Here is a 25,176-nt window from a genome sequence, read left to right as displayed (position 1 = left end):
ACAATGCCCTTTCGCCGTCGTCCGCACCGTTCCGCGATCCTGCTCCCGATAGCCCTGGCGGTCACCTGCGCCACCGCCGCGCGACCAGGTCCCGGCGAGCCGCCGCCGGCCGCGCCGGCTCCCGCGAGCGGGGACCGCGAGGTCACCCTGGTCACCGGGGACCGCGTCACCGTCTCGCCGGACGGCACGCGGGCGCGGGTCACCGGGGCGCCCGGCCGCGAGGGGGTGCGGTTCACCACCTCGCGCGTCGGCGACCGGCTGGAGGTCGTGCCCGAGGACGTCCGCGACGACCTCGCCGCCGGCCGCCTCGACCGCCGCCTGTTCGACGTGCGCGGCCTGCTCGGCGCGGGGGTGCGCGACGCGCGGCGGGCGAGCCTGCCGGCCCGGCGCGAGCCCGCGCCGCCGGCGGGGACGCACCGGCTCACCGTCCGGCACCTCGGCCCGGACGGGCGGCCGGCGGACCGCGCCGAGACGCGCCTGTTCGGCCTGGACGCCGACGTGGACCGCTACGCCAGGGGGCCGGAGTCCTCGCTGGACCTCCCGCCGGGCCGCTACACGCTGGTCGGCGACGTGGTCGAGGCGGACGGCGACTGGCACCGGATCGTGCAGCCGACCCTGGAGCTGACCGGCGACACCACCGTCGTGGTGGACGCCCGCACCACCCGGCCCGTCACGACCACCGTCGAACGGCCCGACGCCCGGCCCGCGTGGGTCGACCTCGGCTTCGAGCGGCGCTACGGCGAGGGCGAGGTGTTCAGCACCTCGCTGACGTCGGTCCCGCTGGGCAAGCTGCACACCGCGCACCTGGGGCCGCGCGTGACGCCCGAGGAGATGACCTCGGGCCTGTCGTCCGCGTGGGGCGTGCCGGGGCCGCACGGCGACTTCCGCAACACCCCCTACACCTACAACCTGCTCGACACCGAGCAGGGCGGGTTCTTCACCGGCTTCCACCGCGACGTCCGGGACGCCGAACTCGCCACGCAGACCGCGTGGCACCACGGCCAGGTGCCCGGCCGGCAGGCCACCAAGGGCTGGTACGGCCTGGCGACCGGCTACGCCGCGATCTCGGGCACGCTGCTGCCCTACGACCTGCCCGCCCGCGTGACGCACCTGCTCGACACCCGCGACACCCAGTGGTCCGGCTCGTTCGGCGAGCAGGTCGAGCAGGGCGGCGTGATGGTCTACGCCACCGCCATGGGCTCGGACTACCGGGCGTACCGGGCGGGCACGCGGTACGAGGACCGCTGGAACCAGGCGGTGTTCGGCCCGTTCCTGTTCCGCCCCGACCACGCGCGCCGCACCGGCGACCGGATCTGGTTCGGCTCGCCGCTCTACACCGACCAGCGCGACCACCGCGCGGGGTCGCGCACCGACCGCGCCTCGGTGCGGCTGTTCCAGGACGGCCGGGAGGTCGGCCGCTCGTCCGGCGGCCAGGCGCAGGCGACCGTGCGGCCGGGGCCGTCCCGGCTGCGCGTCGAGAACACCTCCGAGCGGTCCTCGATGTTCCGGCTGTCCACGCGGGTCGACACCACGTGGACGTTCCGGTCGGACACCGTCGCCGACGCCGCGCTGCCGCTGTGGGTGGTCCGCTACTTCCCCGAGGTCGACCAGGACAACCGGGTGAGCGCCGGACGGGTGCTGGAGCTGCCGGTCGAGGTCTCGGCGCAGCCCGGGGCGGCGGTCGGCACGCCCGGCACCCCGAAGGTCGGCGCGTCGTGGGACGGCGGCCGGACGTGGCACCCGGTCGAGGTGCGGCAGCGCACCGCGACCGCGTCCACCGCGCTCGTGCCGGTGCAGGGCGCGCGGCTGTCGCTGCGCGCCGAGTTCGCCGACTCGCACGGCAACGCGGTCGACCAGCGGATCGTGGACGCCCTGCGGTTCGACGACGGCGCGGACGCGCCCGGCAACACCGTCCCGGGCGACCGGCCCACCCCGTCGGCGTGCATCACCACGCCGTCCACCCCGGTCCGCGACGGGCTGCGGGTGTGGAGCGAGGCGCGCAACAACTGCGCCACCCCGCTCACGTTCTGGCTGCTGCGCCACGAGGCGGACGGTTCGGCGTGGCACTCCAGCACCGAGCAGGTGATCCCGCCCGGCGGCAGCGCGCGGCTCGACGTGCCGTGCGCGGGCACCGGCACGTACAGCGCGGTCATGTTCGACCCGAACATGGCGTTCAACCGCAGCTCGCCCCGCGTCACGATCGCCTGCTGACGCCCCGACCGCCGGCCGGCACGGCGCACCTCCGCCGGCCGGCACCGCCACGACCGCTCGCCTAGACCACGGGAGTCCGTATGCGCGTCATGCTGCCCATCTGGCCCAACCCGTCGCACCTCTACCCCGTCGTGCCGCTGGCCCACGCGCTCCAGGCCGCCGGGCACGAGGTGTGCGTGCCGTCCCACCCCGAGATCGCCGAGGCGGTCGCCTCGGTGGGGCTCACCGCCGTGCCGCTGGGCGACCGCGCCGACCTCCCGGTGCCGATGGGTCCGGGCCGGCCGTACGTGCGCGAGCGCGCCGCCGTGGCCGAGGCGACCTCCGCGCTGGGAGTCGGGCCCGGGGAGCGGGAGGCGTGGGACTCGTTCAGCCAGTTCATGCTCCCGGCCATGTGGGACTTCCACCCCTTCGGCGCCTCGCCCGGCGAGCCGCAGCCGGTGATGGACCGGCTGGTGGACCTCGCCCGGCACTGGGGGCCCGACCTGGTGCTGTGGGACCCGTGCTTCCCCGGGGCGGCGGTCGCGGCGCGGGCGGTGGGCGCGGCGCAGGCCCGGTTCATCACCGCGCCGGACTACTGGGTGCACTCCCTCGACCTGCTGCGCGACCGGGCGGACCGGCTGGCGGGCGCGGGCGCGGTGGACCCGGTGGTGGAGACGATGGCGCCGGTCGCCGACCGGCACGGCGTGGAGCTGGACGACGAGCTGCTGCGCGGCCAGTGGACGGTCACCCCGCTGCCGGTCGGCATGAGGCTGCCGGTGGACACCCGGACGGTGGGCGTGCGCTGGATACCGCACTCCGGCCAGACGCCCATGCCGGACTGGCTGTACCCGGTCCCGGAGCGGCCCCGCGTGGCGATCTCCCTGGGTCTGTCGTGGCGCCGCTACCTGGAGGGCGGCTGGGACCACGTCCCGCTCCTGCTCGACGCGGTGTCCACCCTGGACGTCGAGGTCGTGGCCACGCTCGACCGCAAGCAGACCGCCAACGCCACCCGGATCCCCGACAACGTCCGGGTCTGCGACTACGTGCCGGTCAACCAGCTCGTGCCGACCTGCGGCGCGCTGATCCACCACGGCGGGTTCGGCAGCTACGCCGCAGCGGCGGCGGCAGCGGTGCCGCAGCTCATCACCGACTCGCCCGAGGCGGGCGTGACCGCGACCGAGGAGGGCGACGGCACGGGGGCGACCCGGCACGCCGCGTCCCCGGCGACCGTGCGGCACGTGACGGCGAAGCGCGCGGGAGCCGTGCTCGACATCGGCCGGCCCGACGTGGACGCCATGCGCGAGCAGATCACCTCCGTGCTGACCGACCCGTCGTTCCGGGCGGGCGCGGAAGGTCTGCGCGCCGACGCGCTCGCCACCCCCAGCCCGGCCGAGGTGGTGCCGGTGCTGGAGGCCCTGACCGCGCAGCACCGGAGGTGACCGCCGTGGCGCACGGGATGATCAACGTCTTCCAGCCCGACCTGGGCGAGCAGGAGCTGGCCGCGATCGCCGAGGTGTTCGCCGGGCGCTGGCTGGGGTACGGCCCGCGCACCCGGCGGTTCGAGGCGGAGTTCGCCGAGCGGATCGGCGTGCCGCCGGACCGGGTGCTGTTCCTCAACTCCGCCACCGCCGGCCTGTTCCTGGCCTGCGAGCTGCTCGACCTCATGCCGGGCGACGAGGTGGTCATGCCGTCGCAGGGCTTCGTGGCCAACGCGAACTCCGTCGTCGCGGTCGGCGCGCGGCCGGTCTTCTGCGACGTCGACCCGCGCACGCTGAACCCGACGGTGGCGCACGTCGAAGCGGCCCTGACGCCGCGCACCCGCGCGGTGGTGGTCCTGCACTACGGCGGCTACCCCGGCGAGGTCGCGGCGATCGCCGAGCTGTGCCGGTCCCGGGGCGTGGCGCTGATCGAGGACGCGGCGTGCTCCATCTCGTCCACCGTGGACGGCAAGGCGTGCGGGACGTTCGGCGACATCGCCATGTGGAGCTTCGACTCCCGCAAGATCATGACCACCGGCGACGGCGGCGTGCTCTACACCCGCGACCCGGAACGGGCGCGGAGGGCGCACCGCCTGGCCTACCACGGCCTGGAGGACCGCAGTGCGTTCACCACGGCCGGCAAGGGCGCGGCCCAGTGGTGGGAGCTGCACATCTCCGAGGTCGGCCGGCGGGTCATCGGCAACGACATGACCGCCGCCATCGGCAGCGTCCAGCTGGCCAGGCTGCCCGCGTTCCTCCGCCGCCGCGCGGAGATCGCGGACCTCTACACCCGGCTGCTCGCCGACGTGGGGGGCGTGCGCACGCCGCCGCCGCTGCCGCCGGGCCACACGACGTCGAACTACTTCTACTGGGTGCAGTTCGCCGGCGGCATCCGCGACGCGGTGGCGCAGCACCTGCTGGAACGGGGCATCTACACGACCTTCCGCTACTCGCCGCTGCACGCCGTGCCGGTGTTCGGGTGGGAAGGCACCCTGCCGGGGACCGAGGAGGCCGCCCGCACCACCCTGATCCTGCCCGGCCACCACGGGCTGAGCGACGACGACGTGCACCTGGTGGCCGACGAGTTGCGCACCGTCGTGGAGAGCCACCTTGTTCGGACGTGAGCTGGCCGAGGTGTACGACCTCGTGTACACCGCGCGGGGCCAGGACTTCGCGGCGGAGAGCGCCGACGTGGTGCGGATCGTCCGCGACGCGCGGCCGGGCGCGGCGTCGCTGCTCGACGTCGGCTGCGGCACGGCCGAGCACCTCAGGCACCTGGTGCCGGCGTTCGACCACGTCGAGGGGGTGGACCTGTCGGCGGACATGCTCGCGGTGGGCCGCCGGAAGCTGCCGGACGTGCCGCTGCACCACGCCGACATGCGCGACCTCCGCCTGGGGCGGTGTTTCGACGCGGTCATCTCGCTGTCCACGGCCGTGGCCTACCTGCCGTCGCGGGCGGACCTCGCGCGGGCGCTGACCGCGATGGCCGCGCACGCGACACCGGGCGGCGTGCTGGTCGTGGAACCCTGGTACTTCCCGGAGAACTTCCTCGACGGGCACGTGGCCGGCGACGCCCTGCGCGTCGGCCCGGTCACGGTGACCCGCCTCTCGCACACGCGCGGACTCGGCGGCGCGGCGCGGATCGTCAGCCACTACGCGGTCGCCGACGCGTCCGGGATCGAGCACTTCACCGAGACGCAGGACTTCGGCCTGTGGACGCGCGAGGAGTACCTGGCGGCGTTCCGCGTCGCGGGCTGCACGGCCCGGTACCTGCCGGACGTCCAGTCGGGGCGCGGGGTGTTCGTGGCGCGGCACCGCACCGCGCCGGCCGGGGTGCCCGCCCAGAACTCCGGGCAGCACCCCAGGCCGGCGTGACCGCCCGGACCGGTCAGCGCAGCGTCGCGGCGAACCCGCGCAGGTCGTCCACGAAGACCCCCGGCTGCTCCATCGACGCGAAGTGGCCGCCGTGCTCGAACTCCGTCCACCAGGTGATGGACGGGTGGTCCCGCTCGGCGAACCGCCGCACCGGCGCGATGTCCTCCCCCAGCACCAGGACGCCGATCGGCACCCGCACCGGCTCCGGGACCGCGCCCGGCGTGAACACCCGCGCCATGTACTCGCGGTTGTCGTAGAACGCCTGCGCGGAGGTGGCGGCGGTGCGGGTGAACCAGTAGACCGAGACGTCGGTCAGCAGGTGGTCGCGGTCCACGACCTCCTCCGGCACGTTCTTCGCGCCGGTCCAGTCCTTGAACCGCTCCGCGATCCAGGCCAGCTGGCCGATCGGGGAGTCGGTGAGCGCGTACCCGAGCGTGGTCGGCTTGGTGGCCTGGAGCTTCATGTAGCCGGACAGCTCGCGCTCCCACGCGCCCAGCCGGGCCAGCCGCCCCTGCTCGACCTCGGTCAGCCCGGCCAGTTCCGCCGGGTCGCCGCCGGGCAGCGCCAGCAACATGTTCACGTGCGCGCCGAGCACCCGCTCCGGCGCCAGCCTGGCCAGTTCCAGCGAGATGAACGCGCCGTGGTCGCCGCCGTGCGCGAGGTAGCGCCCGTAGCCGAGCCGGTCCATCAGCTCCGCCCACGCCCGTGCCACGCGCGGGTAGTCCCACCCCGCGCCGGCCGGTCCGGAGAAGCCGTGGCCGGGCAGCGAGGGGACCACGACGTGGAACGCGTCCGACGCCGCGCCGCCGTGCGCGACCGGGTCCGCGAGCGGGCCGACCACCTCGGAGAACTCCACGAACGAGCCCGGCCAGCCGTGCGTGAGCAGCAGCGGGGTCGCGCCCGGCTCGGGCGAGCGGACGTGCAGGAAGTGCACGTCCACCCCGTCGATCGCGGTGGTGAACTGGGGCAGCTCGTTGAGGCGGGCCTCGTGCGCGCGCCAGTCGTAGGTGGCGCGCCAGTGCTCGGCCAGCTCGCGCAGGTACGACGGCGGCACGCCCCGGTCCCAGCCCTCGTCGGGCGGCGCGGCGGGCCAGCGCGCCGACGTCAGGCGCTGCCGCAGGTCGGCGAGCTCGGTCTCGGGGACCTCGATGCGGAACGGGTCCATGGGTGCCCTCCCCGGGTCGGCGGTGACGATCCCTGCCAGCCTTCGCCGGCAGCACCGCGCGCGCATCTCCCGCCGTGCGCAATGGGGTCCGTGCGCAACGGGGTTCGATGCGGCACGCCGGCCGGATTCCGCGCGGCCCCGCAATCCGGGAGAAGCGCGACGGACCGGGCGGCTGCCACCATCGGGCCGCAGGACGCCAACCGACGACACCGGAAAGCAGGCCGCCGCCATGGGCAGACTGGTTCGAGGACGTGCCGTTGTGCTCGGGGCGAGCATCGCCGGGGTGCTGGCGGCCAGGGTGCTCGCCGAGTCCTACCGCGAGGTCACCGTGGTGGACCGCGACCAGGTGCTGGGGGTGTTCGAGGCCCGGCGCGGCACACCGCACACCCGGCACGCGCACGGCCTGCACGCGCGCGGCCACCTGGTGCTGGAGGAGCTGTTCCCCGGCTTCACCGACCGGATGCGCGCGGCCGGCGTGCCGACCGGCGACCTGGGCGAGATGCGCTGGTACTTCAACGCCCGCGAGCTGCGCCCCAGCCACACCGGCCTGGTGTCGGTGACCGCGCCCCGGCCGTTCCTGGAGGGCCGGCTCCGCGCCGAGGTCGCCGACATGTCCACTGTGGACTTCCTGGAGGAGCACGACGTCCTCGGCCTGGAGACGACCGCCGACCGCGCGCGGGTGGTCGGCGCGCGGGTGCGGGACAAGGCCGGGCAGGAGCGCGTGCTGCCCGCCGACCTGGTGGTCGACGCCACCGGGCGCGGCTCGCGCACCCCGGCGTGGCTGGAGCAGTGGGGCTACCGGCGGCCCGAGGAGGAGCGGGTGAAGGTCGGCCTGGCCTACACCAGCCGCCTCTACCGCACCCGCCCGGAGTGGTTCGACGGCGTCCAGTCGATCAACCCGGTGGCCTCGCCGGCCCACCCGCGCGGCGCGTTCTTCGGGCAGATCGGGCGGGACGTCTGCATCCTGTCGCTGACCGGCCTCCTCGGCGACCACCCGCCCACCGACCCGGAGCGGTTCCTCGACTTCACCCGGTCGCTGCCGGTGCCGGAGATCTACCGGGCCGTCGTGGACGGGCAGCCGCTGGACGACCCGGTGAGCTTCCGCTTCCCGGCCAGCGTCCGCCGGCGCTACGAGCGACTGCGCCGGTTCCCCGACGGGCTGGTGCCGATCGGTGACGCGGTGTGCAGCTTCAACCCCGTCTACGGCCAGGGCATGAGCGTCGCCGCGCTGGAGGCGGTCGCGCTGCGCGACCACCTCCGCGCCCACGACGAGGTGCGGACCGGCGCGCTGCTGTCCGCCATCGCCGACGTCGTGGACAACCCGTGGGAGATCTCGGCGGGCGGCGACCTGGACTTCCCCGGCGTGGAGGGCCGCCGCACCCCCAAGGTCCGGATCGGCAACGCCTACCTGGCCCGGGTCCAGTACGCGGCGACCCGGGACCCGGAGGTCACCGACGCGTTCATGCGGGTCGCCGGCCTGGTGGACCCCCCGACCGCGCTCATGCGGCCGGGCATGGTCCTGCGCGTCCTGCGCCACGGCCTGCGCAAGCCGGGGCCCGGCCCGTCCCGGTCGGCCGCACCCCGCGAGCACACCCCCGTCCGCACGGCCGACTCCTGACCCGCGCGGGTCAGGTCTGGGGCCACATCGAGTAGATGACGTCCGCGCCGTCGGTGCACACCACCTGCGGCAACGCCGGTTCCGGCACCTGGTTGCAGGTCATGCCGGCGACGACGAGGGGCGGCAGACCGGCGGTGGGGTCGTGGCGCTCGGCGTAGTAGTCGACCAGCACCGCGCCCGCCCGGTCGCAGTCCAGCCGGCCCGACGGGGTCTCCACGACGGCGGCGAGCATCGGCTTGCCCAGCGCCCCGGTGAACGGCCGGTCGCAGAACCGGGTGGGCGCGGACTCGTCGACCGGGGGCAGCGGCAGCGGGCTGCCGGTCGGCTCGTCCGCACCGGGTTCCGTCGTGGCGGTGCTCCCGCCCGCCGTGGTCTCGTCGGCTGTGGTGGGGGCGGTCGCGGTGGTGGCGGTGGAACCGCCGCTGCCCGTCACGCTGACGGAGCACCCCGCGACCAGGACGAGTACGGCGAAGAGGACTGTTCTCACGCAGGTGGACTCGCTGCGGGGGCGTGATCCGTTAGCAGCGGCAGCCTGGCCACCAGGCGGGCCCCGTCGCCGTCCTCCACCCGCAGCGTCCCGCCGTGGCGCTGCGCGATCCCGCGCGCGATGGCCAGCCCCAGGCCCGAGCCCCCGGTGTCCCGCGCCCGCGCGTCGTCCAGCCTGGTGAACCGCTCGAACACCCGCTCCCGGTCCTCCGGCGCGATCCCGGGGCCGTCGTCCAGCACCTCCACCACGACCTCCCCCGGACCGGCACCGGCCGGGTGCTCGGTCGTGACCCGCACGGTGACCTGCGAGCGCGCGTGCCGCTGGGCGTTGTCCAGGAGGTTGCGCAGCAGCCGGTCCAGCCGCGCCGGCCGGCCGCGCACGGGCGCCGGCCCGTCCGCGACGCAGGCGACACCGCGTTCGGCGGCCTGCTCGCGGGCCATCTCCGCGAGGTCCACGGCGACCGGCGGCACCTGGTCGGCCTCGGACCCGGCCAGCAGCAGCAGGTCCGAGGTGAGGTCCTGGAGGCGTTGCACGTCGGCGAGCGCGCGGCTCGCGGTGCGCGGCCAGTCGGCGCGGTCGGCGTGCAGCAGCGCCACTTCCAGCCCGGCGCGCAGACCCGCGAGCGGGCTGCGCAGCTCGTGGCTGGCGTCGGCGACGAACTGCTGCTGCCTGCGCAGCGACCGCTCCAGCCGGTCGAGGGTGGCGTTGGTGGTGGCGGCGAGCCCGGCCACCTCGTCCCCGGACTGCGGCACGGGCACGCGGCGGGCGAGGTCGTGCTCGCCGATCTCGGCCATCTCCCGCCGGATCGCCTCCACCGGGCGCAACGCGCGGCCGGTCGCCAGCCACGCGACGGCCGCCACCACGAGCACCGCGACCGGGACGGCGGTGCGCAGCACCTGGGTGACGCCGCGCGCCGCGGACTGCGCGTCCCAGGGCAGCACGAACAGGTACAGGGTCAGCCGGTGGCGGCGGCCGTCCTCGGTGCCGGCGAGGTCCGTGAACGGCGTCGCGGCGGCCCGCCCGAGGGGCTCGACCAGGGCGGAGGGCACGCCGTCGACCACCGTGCCCAGCACGGTGTACTCGCGGTACTCCCGCCAGTCGGGGTGCTGCCCCGGCCGCAGGGTGTCGGTGGTGCGGGTGGTCCAGTCCGGCGGCGCACCGGCCGGGGCCGGCGGCAGCGCGGCCCGGCGCGGGTCGAGCCGGGCCAGGTTCGCGCTGCGCACCACGACCTCACCGGAGTCGGCGACCACCTCGAACATCGCGTCGCCGGCCAGGCCGCCGTCGGCGGGCGGGGTGCGGGTGCCGGCCCGGTAGGCGTCGGCCACCCGGCCGAGCTGGACGCGGGTGGTGCCCTCGGCGGCGTCCAGCCGGCCGTCGTGCACCGCCGCCCGCATCGCCAGGCCGCCCAGCGCGAACACGCCCGCGCACGCCAGTCCGGCGGCCAGGGCCGCGCTCGCGCGCAGCGACACCGGCCACCACCTAGCCACCGGCGACACCGGTCGTGTCGGCGACCAGCCGGTAGCCCACGCCGCGCACGGTGCCGATCGTGCGGCGGCCGAACGGCGCGTCCACCTTGCGGCGCAACGCGCTCACGTAGACCTCCACGATGTTCGGGTCGCCGTCGTAGGCCATGTCCCAGACCTGTTCGATGATGTCCACTTTGGACACCACCTGCCCGGCCCGCCGCGCCAGGCACTCCAGCACGGCGAACTCCTTGGCGGTCAGCGCGATCTCCCGCCCCGCGCGCCGGCAGGTGCGGCGGCCGGGGTCGACCGCCAGGTCGCCGACCCGGAGCACCGGCTCGCGCCCGGCCGGCCCCCGGCGCATCAGCGCGCGCAGCCGGGCGGTGAGCACCGGGTAGGAGAAGGGCTTGTTCAGGAAGTCGTCGGCCCCGGTGTCCAGCGCCTCCACCTCGTCGTACTCCCCGTCCTTGGCGGTGAGCACCAGGATCGGGGTGGTCACGCCGCGTCGCCGCAGCTCGGCGCACACCCGGTAGCCGTTGAGCACCGGGAGCATGAGGTCGAGGACGATCGCCTGGTACGGGTGCTCCTCGGCCAGCCGCAGGCCCTCGCCGCCGTCGTGCGCGAGGTCCACGGCGTAGCCGTCCGCTTCCAGTCCCCACTGGAGCGTCTCGGCCAGCCGCCGCTCGTCCTCGACCACCAGTACCCGCACGTCCCCATCCTCCCAGACCTCCCGGACCGGAGCTGAAGCGATCTTCAGGTGGCTTCAGGCGGCGCTCAGCGCGCCCCTGCCAGCCTGGCCGCGAGCCGGGCCGCCGAGGCGCGGCCCGTCCGGACGCGACAGGGAGCGAGTGCGCGATGGAACTGCTGTCCACACCCCGGGAGGCGGGCGTCCGCGCCGCCGTCACCGCACGGGACCTGGTGAAGGTCCACGGGCGGGGCGACGCCTCGGTCCGCGCGCTGGACGGCGTCGGGGTGTCGTTCGGGGCCGGCCGGTTCACCGCCATCATGGGACCGTCCGGCTCGGGCAAGTCCACCCTGCTGCACTGCCTGGCCGGGCTGGACGCGGTCGACTCGGGCACGGTCCACATCGGAGGGACCGAGGTCACCGGCCGGACGGACCGGGAGCTGACCCGGTTGCGCCGGGAGCGGATCGGGTTCGTGTTCCAGTCGTTCAACCTGCTGCCCGCGCTCACCGCGCGCCAGAACGTCCTGCTCGGCCTGGAGCTGGCCGGGCGCGAGCCCGACCCGGCCTGGTTCGACGCCGTCGTCGACGCCCTGGGCCTGCGCGACCGGCTGCGGCACCGGCCGGCGGAGCTGTCCGGCGGCCAGCAGCAGCGGGTGGCGTGCGCGCGGGCCCTGGTCGGCCGGCCGGACGTGGTGTTCGCCGACGAGCCGACCGGCAACCTCGACTCCCGGGCGGGCGCGGAGGTGCTGGGCTTCCTGCGCGCGTCGGTGCGCGAGTTCGGCCAGACCGTGGTGATGGTGACGCACGACCCGGTGGCCGCGTCCTACGCCGACCGCGTCGTGCTGCTGGCGGACGGCCGGCTCGCGGGCGAGGTCGACCGCCCGACCCCGGACACCGTGCTGGCCGCGCTCCGGCACCTCGGGGGCGCGTGATGCTGCGCACGGTCCTCGCCGGCCTGCGGGCCCGCACCGCCCGCCTCCTGCTGTCGTCCACGGCGATCGTGCTCGGCGTCGCGTTCGTGACCGGGTCGCTGGTGCTGACCGACGCGTCGCGGGCGGGCCTGCGCGACGCCTTCGCCAAGGCGGCCCGCAACGTGGACGTCTCGGTGACCATCACCACCGGGTCCTACCGCCCGGACAGCCCGCTCGACCAGCGCACCCTGGACGCGGTCCGCGCCGTGCCCGGGGTGGCGGCGGCGGAGGGCCGCGCGTCGGCCGGCGTGCCGCTGCTCGGCCCGTCGGGCAAGGCCGCCACCGCCCTGGTCTCGGCGTTGCCGTCCGACGAGCTCCTGCGGCCCTACGACCGGGCCGAGGGGCGCTACCCGGGCACCGACGACGAGGTGGCCCTCGACGCGACCACGGCGGCCCGCTACGCGCTCGGGCAGCGCGTGACCCTGCTGGACGCCGAGGACCGGGAGCGGGCGTTCACCCTGGTCGGCACGTTCCGGCCCGCCGTGACCACCGGGGAGCTGGCGAGCGGTGCCGAACTGGTCGTGCTGCCCGGCGCGCTGCGCTCGGTCGCACCGGACCGGGGGTTCACCGAGGTCGTGGCGCGCGCCCGGCCCGGCACGGACCAGCAGCAGCTCGCGGCGGCGGTCCGGGCCGCGCTGGACCGGTCGGACGTCGTGGTCGCCACCGGGGAGGAGGCCGTCGCGGCGCTGGTCCGGCAGACCGCGCCCGAGGCCGCCGGGTTCACCCGCTTCCTGACCGCGTTCTCGGTGCTCTCGCTGCTGGTGGCCGCGATGGTCATCGCCACCACGTTCACGATCCTGGTGTCCCAGCGGACCCGGGAGCTGGCGTTGCTGCGGTGCGTGGGCGCGGGGCGCGGGCAGGTCTTCGGCAGCGTCCTGGCCGAGGCGGCGGTGATGGGCGTGGTCGCGTCCGCGCTGGGCGTGCTCGGCGGGCTGGGCGTCGCGGCGCTGCTCCAGCTCGGCATCGGCTCGTTCGGCTCGCACGGCGCGGAGGTCGCCGTGTACCTGCCGCTGTCCAAGCGGACAGCGGCCGTCGCACTCGGCGTGGGAGTGGTGGTCACCGTGCTGGCCGCCGTGCTGCCGGCGCTCAAGGCCACCCGGGTCGCCCCGGTGGCCGCGTTGCGGACCCCGCCGGACGGCGCGACCCCGGCCCGCGTCGGGCGGGCCCGGATCGCGTTCGCCTCGGTGCTGGTGGCGGCCGGCGCGGTCGCCATCGCGGTCGGGCTGGGTACCGCCGACGGCGAGGGCGTCGGGTTCACCACGGCCGGGTCGGCGGCCCTGCTCGGCGCGGTGCTGGTGCTCGGGCCGCTCCTGGTCGGCCCGGCGGCCACCGCGCTGGGCGCGGTCCCGCGCGCGCTGTTCGGCGTGCCCGCCCGGCTCGCCACGGCCAACGCCCGCCGCAACCCCCGCCGGACCGCCGCCACCACCGCCGCGCTGACCATCGGGCTGACCGTGGTCACCCTCGTGACCAGCGTCGCGGCCGGGGTGCAGCAGAGTTCGGACCGCCGGCTCGACGAGCAGTTCCCGGCGGACTTCACCGTCTCCTCCTCCGTGCACGGCCGACCGCTGACCGCTCCCCTGGCCGACCGGCTCGCCGGCCTGCCCGAGGTGGCCGTCGCCGCGCCGCGCGACGTGCTCGGCGTGGAGGTGGGCAGCGCCGCCGCGCAGCTCACCGCCGTGCGCGCCGACGCGATCGGCACGGTCGTCCGGCCCGCCGTGCTCAGCGGGGCGCTCGACCGGCTCGGCCCCGGCGAGATCGCGCTGAGCCGCGAGCTGGCGGAGCTGACCGGTCTCGTGGTCGGTGACACCGCGCCCACCACGTCCTACGGCGACGAGCGCGTGCAGCGGGACCTGGAGGTCGTGGCCGTGTACGACAACGCCACGGGACTGGACCTCGGGCTGGTCGAGTTCGGCACCCGGCAGCAACTGCAACCCGGTGCCACGGGGTTCGCCGACGTCCTGGTCAAGCTCGAGCCCGGGGTGTCGGCGGTCGACGGCCGGGCCGCCGTCGACCGCGCCACCGGGGACGCGCCGCTGGCGCAGGTGGAGAGCTCCGCCGAGGCCCGGGAGCGCGGCAGCAAGGGCATCCGGCAGTTGCTGTCGTTCCTCTGGGCGCTGGTCGGGCTGGCCGTGCTGATCGCCGTCTCCGGGATCGCGAACACGCTGTCGCTGTCGGTGCTGGAACGCACCCGGGAGTCCGCGCTGCTGCGCGCGCTCGGCCTCACCAGGGGTCGACTGCGCGGGGTGCTGGTGGTCGAGTCGCTGCTGATGGCGCTGACGGGCGCGGTGATCGGGCTGACCCTCGGCCTCGGCTCGGCGTGGCTGCTCGCGCGGGCCGCGTCCACGCCCACCCAGCCGCTGGACTTCGTCGTGCCGTTCGGGCAGCTCGGCGCGACCGTGCTGGTGGCCGTGGCCGCGTCCGTGCTCGCGGCCCTGGTCCCGGCCCGGCGCGCGGCGCGCACGGCGATCGTCACCGGGATGCGCGACCGGTAGGGGCCCGGGGCCCCGGAGCGGCGGCGAAGGCCGCTCCGGGACCCCGGTCGGCACGCGGCGGGCGACCGCCGTGGCGACTCCTGCTCAGGAGCGCTCGTGGGGGATCTTCTCCCCGGCCTCGACGTCGAACGGCAGCCGGTTGCCCTCCGGCGGCAGCGGGCAGGTCGCGTAGTCGGTGAACGCGCACGGCAGGTTCACCGCGCGGGTGAAGTCGAGCACGACCTCCCCGTCCGCCGAGGGCGCGGCCACCGCCAGCGACCGGTTCGCCGCGTACGTCGTGACCCCGCTGGTGCCGTCGGTGAACAGGATGCTCAGCCCGCCGTCCTTGCCGTTGAACGCGGTCAGCACGTGCTCCTGCGCGCCGTGCCGGAACCGGACCACGCCGGGCGCGGTGTAGACGTGGCTGAGCCCCTCGACCACCGCGCCGACCGTGGTCGGGCGCGGCTCGTCGAACGGCTCGAACGTGCCGGTGAGCACCCACTCCAGGCGGGGTTCGTAGCTCGGCACGCCCCGGAAGCCGGCCAGCGCGGGTGCCGCCGGGTCGTGCACCCGGATCAGGTAGCCGCCCCGGCGGGCCACCTCGACCTCCACGTCGCCGACCACCACCCGCGTCCCCGGCCCGCTCTGCACCAGGTCGAACCGCACCGGTCCGGTGACCGGCGCACCGTCGTGGACGGCCTGCGCGCCCTGCGGGTCGAAGTGCGCCGCGTCGGCGTCCTGCCACCACACGCCGGGCAGGCCCGGGTAGGCGCGCGGCGCGTCCTCCAACCAGTCCAGCGACACCAGCGCCAACCAGCCGTGCGGGTCGGCCAGCAACCGCTCCCGCTCGTCCTTCCACTCCTGCCACTGCCGGGCGAACCCCTGCGCCTGTTCCGCCACCGCACTGCCCACCGCGCACCTCATTCCACGAAAACGTCGTCGCCGGTGCCAACAAGGCTGCCGCACGGCTATTCCGCGTCCCACCTGACGGGATTTCCGGGCACGCCCCGGTGCGGGAACGCGGACCACGCGTTCCCGCACCGGGTTTTCGCCGTGCCGGGCCTTCAGCGAAGTGTCGGTATCCGCCGGATCACACCGGGATGTCGCCGCCGACGCCCCACGCCGTGGTGAACAGGCCGCGCGCGTACCAGGTGCCGTTGCTCGGCCGCCACACCGCGTAGTCGGTCCGGTTGTCGCCGTTGAAATCGCCGGAAACCGGGACGTCACCGCCCACGCCCCAGCCGACGTTGCCGATACCGCGCACGTACCAGGTCCCGTTGCTCGGTCGCCACACGGTGAAATCGGAGGTGTTGTCGCCGTCGAAATCGCCGGTCACCGGGATGTCGCCGCCCACGCCCCACGCCACGGTGGCGATCCCGCGCGCGTACCAGGTGCCGTTGCTGGGCCGCCACACCGCGTAGTCGGCGCGGTTGTCGCCGTTGTAGTCGCCCACGATCGGGACGTCCTCGCCGGAACCCCAGGCCACGGTCTCGATGCCGCGCACGTACCAGGTGCCGTTGCTCGGCCGCCACACCGCGTAGTCGGCGCGGTTGTCGCCGTTGTAGTCGCCGACCACCGGGACGTCACCGCCCACGCCCCAGACGACGTTCCCGATGCCGCGCACGTACCAGGTGCCGTTGCTCGGCCGCCAGACCGCGATGTCGGTGATGTTGTCGCCGTTGAAATCGGCCGCCACCGGGATGTCGCCGCCGACACCCCATTGCACGGTGAACTGACCTTGGACGTACCAGGTGCCGTTACTCGGCCGCCACACGGCGACATCGTCGGTTCCGTCACCGTTGAAGTCACCCGCCACTCTTTGGGGTGACGAGTCCGATGCGGTCGACTTGATCTGGAGATCGTCGTCCGGGGTGGCGGCGGCAACGCCCGGGGGCAGGCCCAGGGCCAGTGCCGCGGCAACGGCCGCACCGACTGCGAACTGTTTCCGGAAATTGAACATGGCGACAGTCTGCGACCGGTGCAGCACCCCGGAAACCACCTGTTCCGCCCAGTGGACCGGAAAGCAACTTCCGGTTTAATGACGACTCGAGGGGGTGCAACAGGCCATGAACCAAACGGAGTCGGAACGCGGTGTCCTGGGCCGCGCATTCACCCTGTTGGACGCACTGGTGAGCCATCCGGATGGAGTCGGGTTGACCTGGATCGCACATTTTTGCGGAATACCCAAGGCGACCACCCACCGATTGTTGCGGCAGCTCGAAGCGCTGGGCGTGGTGGAGCGGTCCAGCGACCTCTACCGGGTCGGCCCGCAGGTCTTCCGGCTCGGCCAGGCATGGCAGCCCTACCCGCACCTGCTGGCCGCCGCCCGCCGCCCGTTGCAGGACCTGGCCGCCGCCACCCGGTCCGGCGCGGTGCTCACCGTGCGCTGCCGCCGGGAGGACCTGGTCGCGGCGACCAGCCCGGCCGGCCCCGAGGACGTGCTGCTGCTGAGACCGGGCTGCCCGGTGCCCCGGGACCTGGACCTCGTCACCACCCCGGTGCTCACGCCGACCGGGCGGCAGGTGGGCGCGGTCGGCGCGGTCTTACCCGACCAGCGCCGCCGCTCGTTCGTCGCCGACGCCGTGCGCCACGCGGCACGAGCCGTGAACGCGGCGCTGAGCCGACCGCGCAACCCCGTCGGCTGAGGTGCGCTTCCGGCGGTCCGGCACGTCGGCCGTCGAGCCCAACGCGTTGCGCTCCTGCTACGCCTCGACGTTCCCCCGGATGCGCTCGTTCCCTGGAGTCGTTGCCGCACAAGGCGGGTTCGGCACCACGTAGCGCGAACCGGTCCGATCCGGATTCATGTGGTCCAGACCACCGTACGGCCCGTCCCTGTGCTAGCTTCCGGTGAATGCGCGAAAGTTCGACGTACGGTCGCACGAAGGTCGCGTTCTCCAAGGTGTTCGCGGCTCTCGTCTACGCAGTGGCCTTCTCCCTCCTCGGCTCGTCCGCGATCGCGGACGCCACGCCGGCAGGGGTTCCCGACAACGGGCCTTCGGCCCGGAGGGGTTGCGAGTGCGCGACCCCCTCCATCGACCGGTTGCAGCAGTGGCTCGCGTCCGGCGAGGGCACCACCGTGCCACCGACCGGCAGCCTGCTCGTCCGCCAGGGCAAGGGGTACGCCGCCAAGGTCGCCTTCCTCAACGCCGAGTGGCACGTGGTCGTGGTGTGGCTGGGCAACGAGTTCGAGGCGCAGGCGGACCTGTCCCGGTCGTCCGGCTTCTGGATGACCTACAGCGCCACCGACGACCTTTACGTCCAACTGCGCCCCGCGCCCCACTGGAGCGGCGGCGACAAGTGGCTCACCCTCATCCCCTCCACCGGCGGCAAGGTGGTCCGGAAGTTCTTCAGCTTCTCCCCCGACAAGTGGACGTGGCTGCCGGAGCTGGGCAAGCCGGGGCACTCGTTCGCGTCGGCGCTGGCCGAGGCGCGCGGCCTGGTGTTCGTCGGCAAGACGCCCAACAAGCTCGAATTCCGCGAGCTGCGCATCAACGGCTACCAGCCGCCCTGCCTGTGAGGCCCGGACCGCACGGCCCCCGGCACGCGGTGCCGGGGGCCGTGCGACCGGCGGTCAGGTACGGGTGGCGTACGAGACCTTGTACGCCTTGATGCCGTACTGGCACTCCGCCTTGGAGTACTCCCACAGCCAGGCGCTCTTGGAGCTGGACCCGTTGTCGCAGTAGACGGTGGTCTGCACGTAGACGCGCTTCCCGGTGCACCACGTGTGCCCGCGCCCGGCCCCGCCGGGCCCCCGCGAGTCGATCCCCGTCTGGCAGGTCACCGCAGCCGACACCTCGGCAGCCGACGCAGCGGGCAACGACACCGTGGCCACCGCCGTGGCCGCAGCCGCCGTCGACAGCGCCACGGTCGCCATCCTCGTGAACGTACGCACGATCCTTTCCCCCTTCTCCGCCAGGTCGGGCACCCGGCGGACCATCGCCGCCCAAGCTAGGCAGGCCGCCTGGGGTGGATGTGGGAATAATCTGGAACGCCCAGCCCGGCGCTCAGCCGGTCACCTTCAGGCTGTAGCCGGCGACGCCCAACTGGCACACGTAGTTCGACCAGATGGCGCCGTTCACGCCGTTGTCGCCGGCGGAGGCGCAATCCGCGAGGGACAGCGTCGCGAGGTAGACGTTGTCGAACGAGCCGCTCGTCGGCCGCACCAGGACGCTGTAGCCGGCGATGCCGCTCCTGCACTCGTAGCTGGAGAAGACGCCGCCACTCGTGCCGTTGGTGCCGATCTGCCCGCAGGTCACGTTGTCGGTGGTGAGCAGGTAGACCGGGTCGGTCGAGGACGCCTGGGCGGTGCCCGCCCCGAGCGAGAGGGCGGCCACCCCGGCGAGGGCGGCCGTGGCGGCGGTCAGGGCACGGGCGAGTTTCACCATGTCTGTTCCTCCAGTCGTCGTACCGCGCGCCGAGGTGTTCGCGGACGGCTCCGAGGACGCTAACAACCGAATACCGGCCCTTTTCCGACTCCAATTTCACGACGGTGAAATAACCTCTCCGGAAGGAGGGCGCGGGAACCGTTGACTCCGCTGGTAAGACGACCAACCCGGGCTCAACCGTGATGCGCGCCACAGGTGCTCGTAACAGAATTGGCCTGCACTGGTGACTCCGGCGAGCAGCGCACCCCCGCGATCGGCAGGGCGTGGCACAGTCGTCCCCATGGCGTCGGACGACCTGCCGGGGTGGCTGGACGCGTGGTGCGACGCCCACCTGGGCGCACGACCCGTCCGCGTGATCTTCCGGTGGCAGCGGATCTCGACGGTGTTCGGGGTGCGGCTGGACGACGGTCGGGACGTCGTGGTGAAGGCGCGCGCGGACGACGGGCGGGCCGGGGCGTGCGTGGTGGCGCAGAAGCGGTTGGCGGAGCGAGGTTTCCCGTGTCCACGCCCGCTCACGCCCGTGCTCGCGGTCGACGGCCTTGCCGTGCACGCCGAGGAGTTCCGGCCCGGCGGCGCACCGCTCGCCGGTGACTCGCCGGACGTCGCGGCCCGCTGTGCGGCGGTGTTCGCGCGGGCGACGGCGGAGCTGGCGGCGGTCGACGTGCCCCCTCCGCTGCCCAACCCCCGCTGGGTGCGGTGGGACCACGACGGTCCCGGGCTGTGGCCCCCGATCGGGTTCCTCGACGAACGCGACCAGCGGGCCGTGCCCCGGTACGTCGTGGAGGCCGCCGGGCGGGTCCGCGTGCGGCTGCTCGCCACGGCCCTGCCGCGCGTGCTCGGTCACGCCGACTTCGAGGCGCAGAACCTCCGCTGGCGTGACGGGCGCGTGTGGGTGGTGCACGACTGGGACAGCCTGGCCTGGCAACCGGAGGCGGCCCTGGTCGGCGCGGCGTCCGGGGCGTTCTCCAGCGCCACGCCGCCGACCTTGGCCCCGATCGCCGCTTCGGCCGCGTTCCTCGCCGCCTACCAACGCCACCGGGGACGCCGGTTCACCGCAGAGGAGCAAGAGGTCGCGTGGGCGGCGGGGCTGTGGCCGGCGCTGCACAACGCGCGGTGGGAGGCCCTGCACGGGGACGCCCCGTTGTCGTGCGGCACCGTCCGCGCGCAGGCCGCCGAACGCCTGCGCCGCGCGAACGCGTAGCAGCCGACCCGGAAGGGGAACAGTCCGCCCGTTGGTGGCGCAAGATCATCCGTCAGTCGATCACGATCGGCCCGTAGTCACCGCATGTGACGACCGGCCGCGCCGCCCGATCACCAGTCCGAGGTGTCGGGCGCATCCACACCCACGCACGGTCAGGCGCGCTGCTCCGCCGCCGCTCGCGCGTCGAGCACCGCCGGCATCTGTTCCTGCACGTGACCGATGAACGCGAGCAGGTGGTCCGCCGTCGTCTCACCGAGCGGGGTCAGCGAGTAGTTGACGCTCGGCGGCATGGCCGCGAGCACCTCCCGCCGCACGAAACCGTCCCGTTCCAACGCTTGCAGGGTCTGCGCGAGCATCTTCTCGCTGACCCCGTCCACCCGCCGGCGCAGCGCGTTGAACCGGGCCGGGCCCCGGCGCAGGCCGGTCAGGGTCAGCACACCCCACCGACCGGTCAGGTGGTCCAATACCCCACGCGACGGGCAGTCCTTGGCGAAGACGTCGAACTTCACCCTGACAGCTTACCGCCGGTCAGCGCTGCGTAAAAGTTAGTGCTGTCGAAAGCGCAGTGTAAGCTGGTGGGCGACCAGCCCGGCTTGACCAGCCCCATGCTTTGAGGAACAGCCACATGCGCGTTGAAATCTGGAGCGACCTCGTCTGCCCGTGGTGCTACATCGGCATCACCCGCTTCGAGCAGGCGCTCGCCGGCTTCGAGCACGCCGACGACGTCGAGGTCGTGCACCGCTCCTACGAGTTGGACCCGGCCCGCGAGCCCGGCGCCACCGAGTCGGTCACCGACATGCTCACCGCCAAGTACGGCCCGCGCGGCGCGACCATGGACGGCGAGGTCGCGGAGCTGGCGCGCGGCGAGGGCCTCGGCTACCGCACCGACCGCGAGGTCGGCAGCACCCTCGACGCCCACCGGCTGCTGCACTTCGCCCGCGAGCAGGGCGTGCAGCACCGCCTGGTGAAGCAGCTGTTCGCGGCGCACTTCGCCGAGGGCACCTCGCTGTTCGGCACCGAGGCGCTGGTCACCGTCGCCAAGGAGGCCGGCCTCGACCCGGTCGAGGCGCGCGGCGTGCTGGAGGACCCGCAGTCCTACCTGGACGCGGTGCGCTCCGACGAGGCCGAGGCCGCCCAGCTCGGCGCGAACGGCGTGCCGTTCTTCGTGATCGACCGCAAGTTCGGCGTGTCCGGCGCGCAGCCCGTGGAGACCTTCGCCGAGGCGCTGGGCACCGCGTGGACCGACGCCCGGAGCTGATCGCGCCGGGCTCCCGGTCCCGGGGGGTGCGCGACCGCCGAAATAAGGTGGCCCCGCGCACCCCGGTTCCCGTAGAAGGTGGGCCACCCGAACCAGGGCACGCTCGCGAAGGGATGCGTGGGGAGATGAGCCTGCACGCGGTGTCGCCGTTGCTCGACCAGGTCGCCGGTTCGGTGGCCGGTGCGATCGGCCGGGTCCGACCGGACCTGGCCGGGGCGGACCCCGTGGTGCGGCGATCCGACCGCGCGGACTACCAGTCGAACGCGCCGCTCGCGCTGGCCAAGCGGGTCGGCGTGCCGCCCGGCGAGCTGGCCGCCTCGGTGGTCGACGCGCTGGGCGGCGGCGCGGCGGTGTCCGGGCCCGGGTTCCTCAACCTCACCCTGCCCGACCGGGTGATCTGGCGGCAGGTCGCGGCCCGGCTCGCCGATCCGCGCTCGGGCGTGCCGCGCCCGGAGGCGGGCCGGCGGACGGTGGTCGACTACTCCGCGCCGAACATCGCCAAGGAGATGCACGTCGGCCACCTGCGCACGACGGTCATCGGCGACAGCCTGACCCGGGTGCTGGACTTCCTGGGCGCGGACGTGGTGCGGCAGAACCACCTCGGCGACTGGGGCACCCAGTTCGGGATGCTGATCCAGCACCTGCGCGAGCACCCCGGCGCGGCGTGGCACCCCGGCGCGGCGGGCCAGGACGGCGGCAGCGGGGTGTCCGCGCTGGACGCGCTCTACCGGGCCGCGCGGGCGGAGTTCGACGCCGACCCGGCGTTCGCCGACCGCGCCCGCGCCCGGGTGGTGGAGCTGCAGGCCGGCGACCTGGAGACGGTCGCCGCGTGGCGGGCGATCGTGGCCGAGTCCGAGAAGGCGTTCCACGGGCTCTACCGCCGGCTGGGCGTCCTGCTCACGCCGGAGGACTCGGTCGGCGAGTCGTTCTACAACCCGCTGCTGGCCGACACCGTGGAGGAGTTGCTCGCCGCAGGCGTCGCCGTGGTCAGCGACGGCGCGGTCGTCGTGTTCTCCGAGGAGGTCACCGGGCCCGAGGGCACCCCGGTGCCGCTCGTGGTGCGCAAGAGCGACGGCGGCTACGGGTACGACACGACCGACCTGGCCACCCTCCGCCACCGCGTCCGCGCGCTGGCCGCCGACCGCCTGGTCTACGTCACCGACGCGCGCCAGGCGCTGCACTTCCGGCTCGTGTTCGAGGCGGCCCGCCGTGCCGGCTGGCTGACCGGCGCGACCCGCGCCGAGCACGTCGCGTACGGCACGGTCCTCGGCCCGGACGGGCGGCCGTTCAAGACCCGCGCGGGCGGCACGGTCCGGTTGTCGGACCTGCTCGACGCCGCCGTCGGGCGCGCGCGGGCCGTGGTCGCGGAGAAGAACCCCGCGCTCGCCCCGGAAGCGCTGGACCGGATCGCCGAGCAGGCGGGCATCGGCGCGGTCAAGTACGCGGACCTGTCCACCTCACGGGTCAAGGACTACGCGTTCGACGTCGACCGGATGGTGTCGTTCACCGGCAACACCGGGGTGTACCTCCAGTACGCGCACGCCCGGATCAGCTCGATCCTGCGCCGGGCGGGCGAGTCCGCGATCGACGCCGACGTGCCGCTGGAACCGGCCGAACGGGCGCTCGCGCTGGAGCTGGACGGCTACGGGGCGGTGCTCGTCGAGGTGGCGGACGCGCTGGAACCGCACCGGCTCTGCGGGTACCTCTACGAGCTGGCGCGGGCGTTCACGGCGTTCTACGAGGCGTGCCCGGTGCTCAAGGCCGACGAGCCGGTGCGCGGCAACCGGGTCGCGCTGTGCCGGTTGACCGCGCGCACCCTCGGCCACGGCCTGGGCCTCCTCGGCATCACCGCACCCGAGCGCATGTAGCGGGGACGGCCGTCGCCCCGGGGTGGACCGGGGCGACGGCCCGCGCGTCACAGCGAGCGCTGGAGGTGGTCGGCCAGCAGCTTGGCGAACCGGGCCGGGTCGGGCAGGTCGCCGCCCTCGGCCAGCACCGCCGTGCCGAACAGCAGCTCCGCCGTGCCGACCAGCGCGGCGTGGTCCTCCGAGCCGTCGAACGCCTCCCGCAGCCCGCTCACCAGCGGGTGGTTCGGGTTGAGCTCCAGGATGCGCTTGACGTGCGGCATCTCCTGCCCCATCGCCCGGTACATCTTCTCCAGCTGCGGGGTCAGGTCGTGCGTGTCGCCGACCACGCACGCGGGCGAGGTGGTCAGCCGCGAGGACAGCCGGACCTGCTTGACGTGCTCGTCCAGCGTCGTGGTCAGCCACCCCAGCAGCCCGGCGAAGTCCTTCTCGCGCTGCTCGGCCTCGGCCTTCTCCTCGTCGGTCTCCAGGTCGACCTGCCCCTTGGCGATCGACTGGAACTCGTGGCCGGCGAAGGCGGGCACCGACCCGACCCACATCTCGTCGATCGGGTCGGTCAGGACCAGCACCTCGAAACCCTTGGCGCGCAGCGCTTCCAGGTGCGGGGACTGCTCGATCGCGGTCCGCGAGTCGCCGGTCATGTAGTAGATGTGCTGCTGGTCGGGCTTCATCCGCTCGACGTAGGAGGCCAGCGTGGTCGGCTCCTCCTCGTCGTGCGTGGAGGCGAACGAGGAGACGGCCAGGATCGCGTCGCGGTTCTCGGAGTCCGCGATCAGGCCCTCCTTCACCACCGCGCCGAACTCGCGCCAGAACGTCCGGTAGGCGTCGGGCTTGTCGGCCGCCATCGACTTCACGGTGGACAGCACCTTCTTGACCAGCCGGCGGCGCATGAGCTGGATCTGCCGGTCCTGCTGGAGGATCTCGCGCGAGACGTTGAGCGACAGGTCCTGGGCGTCCACCACGCCCTTGACGAACCGCAGGTACTCCGGCATCAGCTCCTCGCAGTCCTCCATGATGAAGACCCGCTTGACGTAGAGCTGGACGCCGCGCTTGCGCTCGCGCATGAACAGGTCGAAGGGCGCCTGCGACGGCAGGAACAGCAGCGCCTGGTACTCGAACGTGCCCTCGGCCTGCATCCGGATGGTTTCCAGCGGCGCGTTCCAGTCGTGGCTGACGTGCCGGTAGAACTCGGCGTACTCCTCCTCGGTGACCTCGGAGGCGGGCCGCGCCCACAGCGCCTTGCGCGAGTTGACGGTGGTCGGCTCGCCGCCCTCCTCCTCCGGCGCGAGCCGGATCGGCCAGGTGATGAAGTCGGCGTACCGCTTGACGATCTCGGTGATCTTCGCGGTCGAGGTGTAGTCGGCGAGCTGGTCCTCGGCGTCGGCGGGCTTGAGGTGCAGGGTCACCGACGTGCCCTGCGGGACGTCCGGGACGTCCTCGATGGTGTAGGTGCCCTCGCCGGTCGACTCCCACCGCACGCCCTCGGCGGAGCGCGGGTGCCTGGTGACCAGGGTGACCTTGTCCGCGACCATGAACGTCGAGTAGAAGCCGATGCCGAACTGGCCGATGAGGTCCTGGGACGCGGCGGCGTCCTTGGCCTCCTTGAGCTTGTCCAGGAACTCCGCCGTGCCGGACTTGGCGATGGTGCCGATCAGGCCGACCACGTCGTCGCGGGTCATGCCGATGCCGTTGTCGCGCACGGTGAGGGTCCGGGCCGCGCGGTCGACCTCGATGGCCACGTGGAGGTCCGAGGTGTCCGCGACCAGGTCCTTGTCCCGGAACGTCTCCAGCCTCAGCTTGTCCAACGCGTCCGAGGCGTTCGACACCAGCTCGCGCAGGAACGTGTCCTTGTTCGAGTAGATCGAGTGGATCATCAGCCGCAGCAGCTGACGCGCCTCCGACTGGAACTCCAGCGTTTCCACAATCTTCCTTTCCGTCCGTGCACCGTCGACCCGCGATGGTATCGACCGCCGGCCGCGCGCGGTCGCGGAAATGCGGTCGATCACGCCGGGCGGCGGTCTCTAGGGTGCACCGGGACACCCGCCGCGCCGACTGGGGAGGGGA

Annotated in this window: 22 protein-coding genes; 12 read left to right on the top strand and 10 right to left on the bottom strand. The window is 74.1% G+C overall.

Annotation, left to right across the window (positions count from 1 at the left end; all coding sequences use genetic code 11):
- Positions 1-3 precede the first annotated feature (3 nt).
- The 4 genes from AB0I60_RS19210 to AB0I60_RS19195 all read left to right on the top strand — a co-directional run bounded on the left by AB0I60_RS19210 (position 4) and on the right by AB0I60_RS19195 (position 5,543).
- The gene (locus AB0I60_RS19210; protein ID WP_360731566.1) at positions 4-2,211 is read left to right on the top strand and encodes a hypothetical protein; all 2,208 of its coding nucleotides are present in this window, start codon (positions 4-6) and stop codon (positions 2,209-2,211) included.
- An 80-nt stretch (positions 2,212-2,291) separates the two neighbouring features.
- Entirely contained in the window at positions 2,292-3,629 is a 1,338-nt protein-coding gene (locus AB0I60_RS19205) for a nucleotide disphospho-sugar-binding domain-containing protein (protein ID WP_360731565.1), read from the top strand.
- Between the two features lie 5 nt (positions 3,630-3,634).
- Entirely contained in the window at positions 3,635-4,792 is a 1,158-nt protein-coding gene (locus AB0I60_RS19200; RefSeq protein WP_360731563.1) for a DegT/DnrJ/EryC1/StrS family aminotransferase, read from the top strand.
- Positions 4,779-5,543 (top strand): class I SAM-dependent methyltransferase, encoded by a 765-nt coding sequence (locus AB0I60_RS19195; protein WP_360731561.1) that lies wholly within the window; start codon positions 4,779-4,781, stop codon positions 5,541-5,543. The genes AB0I60_RS19200 and AB0I60_RS19195 overlap by 14 nt, the downstream gene beginning before the upstream one ends.
- A 13-nt stretch (positions 5,544-5,556) precedes the next feature.
- Here the strand turns inward: AB0I60_RS19195 and AB0I60_RS19190 are convergent, their stop codons facing one another.
- The gene (locus AB0I60_RS19190; RefSeq protein ID WP_360731560.1) at positions 5,557-6,708 is read right to left on the bottom strand and encodes an epoxide hydrolase family protein; all 1,152 of its coding nucleotides are present in this window, start codon (positions 6,706-6,708) and stop codon (positions 5,557-5,559) included.
- Between the two features lie 229 nt (positions 6,709-6,937).
- Here AB0I60_RS19190 and AB0I60_RS19185 point away from each other — a divergent pair, with 229 nt between their 5' ends.
- Positions 6,938-8,326, top strand: a complete 1,389-nt coding sequence (locus tag AB0I60_RS19185; RefSeq protein ID WP_360731558.1) for an FAD-dependent monooxygenase — start codon at positions 6,938-6,940, stop codon at positions 8,324-8,326.
- A gap of 10 nt (positions 8,327-8,336) precedes the next feature.
- Here the strand turns inward: AB0I60_RS19185 and AB0I60_RS19180 are convergent, their stop codons facing one another.
- From AB0I60_RS19180 to AB0I60_RS19170, 3 genes are read right to left on the bottom strand one after another with little or no spacing between them, the layout of a single operon-like run.
- Positions 8,337-8,813 carry a hypothetical protein gene (locus tag AB0I60_RS19180; RefSeq protein WP_360731556.1) on the bottom strand — a complete coding sequence of 159 codons (477 nt, stop codon included), beginning with the start codon at positions 8,811-8,813 and terminating at the stop codon, positions 8,337-8,339.
- Entirely contained in the window at positions 8,810-10,300 is a 1,491-nt protein-coding gene (locus AB0I60_RS19175) for a HAMP domain-containing sensor histidine kinase (protein WP_360731555.1), read from the bottom strand. Before AB0I60_RS19175 ends, AB0I60_RS19180 begins: the two co-directional genes overlap by 4 nt.
- Complete coding sequence (locus tag AB0I60_RS19170; protein ID WP_360731553.1) at positions 10,293-10,985, bottom strand: response regulator transcription factor; 693 nt, start codon at positions 10,983-10,985, stop codon at positions 10,293-10,295. The genes AB0I60_RS19175 and AB0I60_RS19170 overlap by 8 nt, the downstream gene beginning before the upstream one ends.
- Positions 10,986-11,131: 146 nt before the next feature.
- Between AB0I60_RS19170 and AB0I60_RS19165 the strand changes: the two genes are divergently transcribed.
- Both AB0I60_RS19165 and AB0I60_RS19160 read left to right on the top strand, forming a co-directional pair.
- Positions 11,132-11,893, top strand: coding sequence for an ABC transporter ATP-binding protein (locus tag AB0I60_RS19165; protein ID WP_360731551.1), 762 nt, complete (start codon positions 11,132-11,134; stop codon positions 11,891-11,893).
- Positions 11,893-14,424, top strand: coding sequence for an FtsX-like permease family protein (locus AB0I60_RS19160; RefSeq protein WP_360731549.1), 2,532 nt, complete (start codon positions 11,893-11,895; stop codon positions 14,422-14,424). Before AB0I60_RS19165 ends, AB0I60_RS19160 begins: the two co-directional genes overlap by 1 nt.
- A gap of 84 nt (positions 14,425-14,508) precedes the next feature.
- Here AB0I60_RS19160 and AB0I60_RS19155 read toward each other — a convergent pair whose 3' ends face one another.
- Positions 14,509-15,315: a DUF1684 domain-containing protein gene (locus AB0I60_RS19155; RefSeq protein ID WP_360731548.1), complete on the bottom strand. Its 807-nt coding sequence runs from the start codon at positions 15,313-15,315 to the stop codon at positions 14,509-14,511.
- A 178-nt stretch (positions 15,316-15,493) separates the two neighbouring features.
- On the bottom strand, positions 15,494-16,363 hold the full coding sequence (locus tag AB0I60_RS19150; RefSeq protein WP_360731546.1) for a VCBS repeat-containing protein: 870 nt from the start codon (positions 16,361-16,363) through the stop codon (positions 15,494-15,496).
- Between the two features lie 106 nt (positions 16,364-16,469).
- Between AB0I60_RS19150 and AB0I60_RS19145 the strand changes: the two genes are divergently transcribed.
- Positions 16,470-17,048, top strand: coding sequence for a helix-turn-helix domain-containing protein (locus AB0I60_RS19145; protein WP_360731545.1), 579 nt, complete (start codon positions 16,470-16,472; stop codon positions 17,046-17,048).
- A gap of 254 nt (positions 17,049-17,302) precedes the next feature.
- Positions 17,303-17,920, top strand: a complete 618-nt coding sequence (locus AB0I60_RS19140) for a hypothetical protein (protein WP_360731869.1) — start codon at positions 17,303-17,305, stop codon at positions 17,918-17,920.
- Positions 17,921-17,974: 54 nt separating this feature from the next.
- Here the strand turns inward: AB0I60_RS19140 and AB0I60_RS19135 are convergent, their stop codons facing one another.
- Complete coding sequence (locus AB0I60_RS19135; protein WP_360731543.1) at positions 17,975-18,277, bottom strand: hypothetical protein; 303 nt, start codon at positions 18,275-18,277, stop codon at positions 17,975-17,977.
- Positions 18,278-18,407: 130 nt separating this feature from the next.
- Positions 18,408-18,788 (bottom strand): hypothetical protein, encoded by a 381-nt coding sequence (locus AB0I60_RS19130; protein ID WP_360731541.1) that lies wholly within the window; start codon positions 18,786-18,788, stop codon positions 18,408-18,410.
- A gap of 280 nt (positions 18,789-19,068) precedes the next feature.
- On the opposite strand from AB0I60_RS19130, the gene AB0I60_RS19125 reads away from it, so the two are divergent.
- Positions 19,069-19,989: a hypothetical protein gene (locus AB0I60_RS19125; RefSeq protein ID WP_360731540.1), complete on the top strand. Its 921-nt coding sequence runs from the start codon at positions 19,069-19,071 to the stop codon at positions 19,987-19,989.
- 152 nt (positions 19,990-20,141) lie between these two features.
- Here AB0I60_RS19125 and AB0I60_RS19120 read toward each other — a convergent pair whose 3' ends face one another.
- Positions 20,142-20,498, bottom strand: a complete 357-nt coding sequence (locus tag AB0I60_RS19120; RefSeq protein ID WP_360731538.1) for a helix-turn-helix domain-containing protein — start codon at positions 20,496-20,498, stop codon at positions 20,142-20,144.
- Between the two features lie 116 nt (positions 20,499-20,614).
- On the opposite strand from AB0I60_RS19120, the gene AB0I60_RS19115 reads away from it, so the two are divergent.
- A complete protein-coding gene (locus tag AB0I60_RS19115) occupies positions 20,615-21,247 on the top strand; it encodes a DsbA family oxidoreductase (protein ID WP_360731536.1) in 633 nt (210 codons plus the stop codon).
- 125 nt (positions 21,248-21,372) lie between these two features.
- On the top strand, positions 21,373-23,115 hold the full coding sequence (gene argS, locus AB0I60_RS19110; protein ID WP_360731535.1) for an arginine--tRNA ligase: 1,743 nt from the start codon (positions 21,373-21,375) through the stop codon (positions 23,113-23,115).
- A 47-nt stretch (positions 23,116-23,162) separates the two neighbouring features.
- Here argS and htpG read toward each other — a convergent pair whose 3' ends face one another.
- Positions 23,163-25,034: a molecular chaperone HtpG gene (gene htpG / locus AB0I60_RS19105; RefSeq protein WP_360731533.1), complete on the bottom strand. Its 1,872-nt coding sequence runs from the start codon at positions 25,032-25,034 to the stop codon at positions 23,163-23,165.
- Positions 25,035-25,176 lie beyond the last annotated feature (142 nt).

The organism is Actinosynnema sp. NPDC050436 (assembly GCF_040655415.1).
GTDB lineage: Bacteria > Actinomycetota > Actinomycetes > Mycobacteriales > Pseudonocardiaceae > Actinosynnema.
This window is presented reverse-complemented; position numbering and strand designations above follow the sequence as displayed.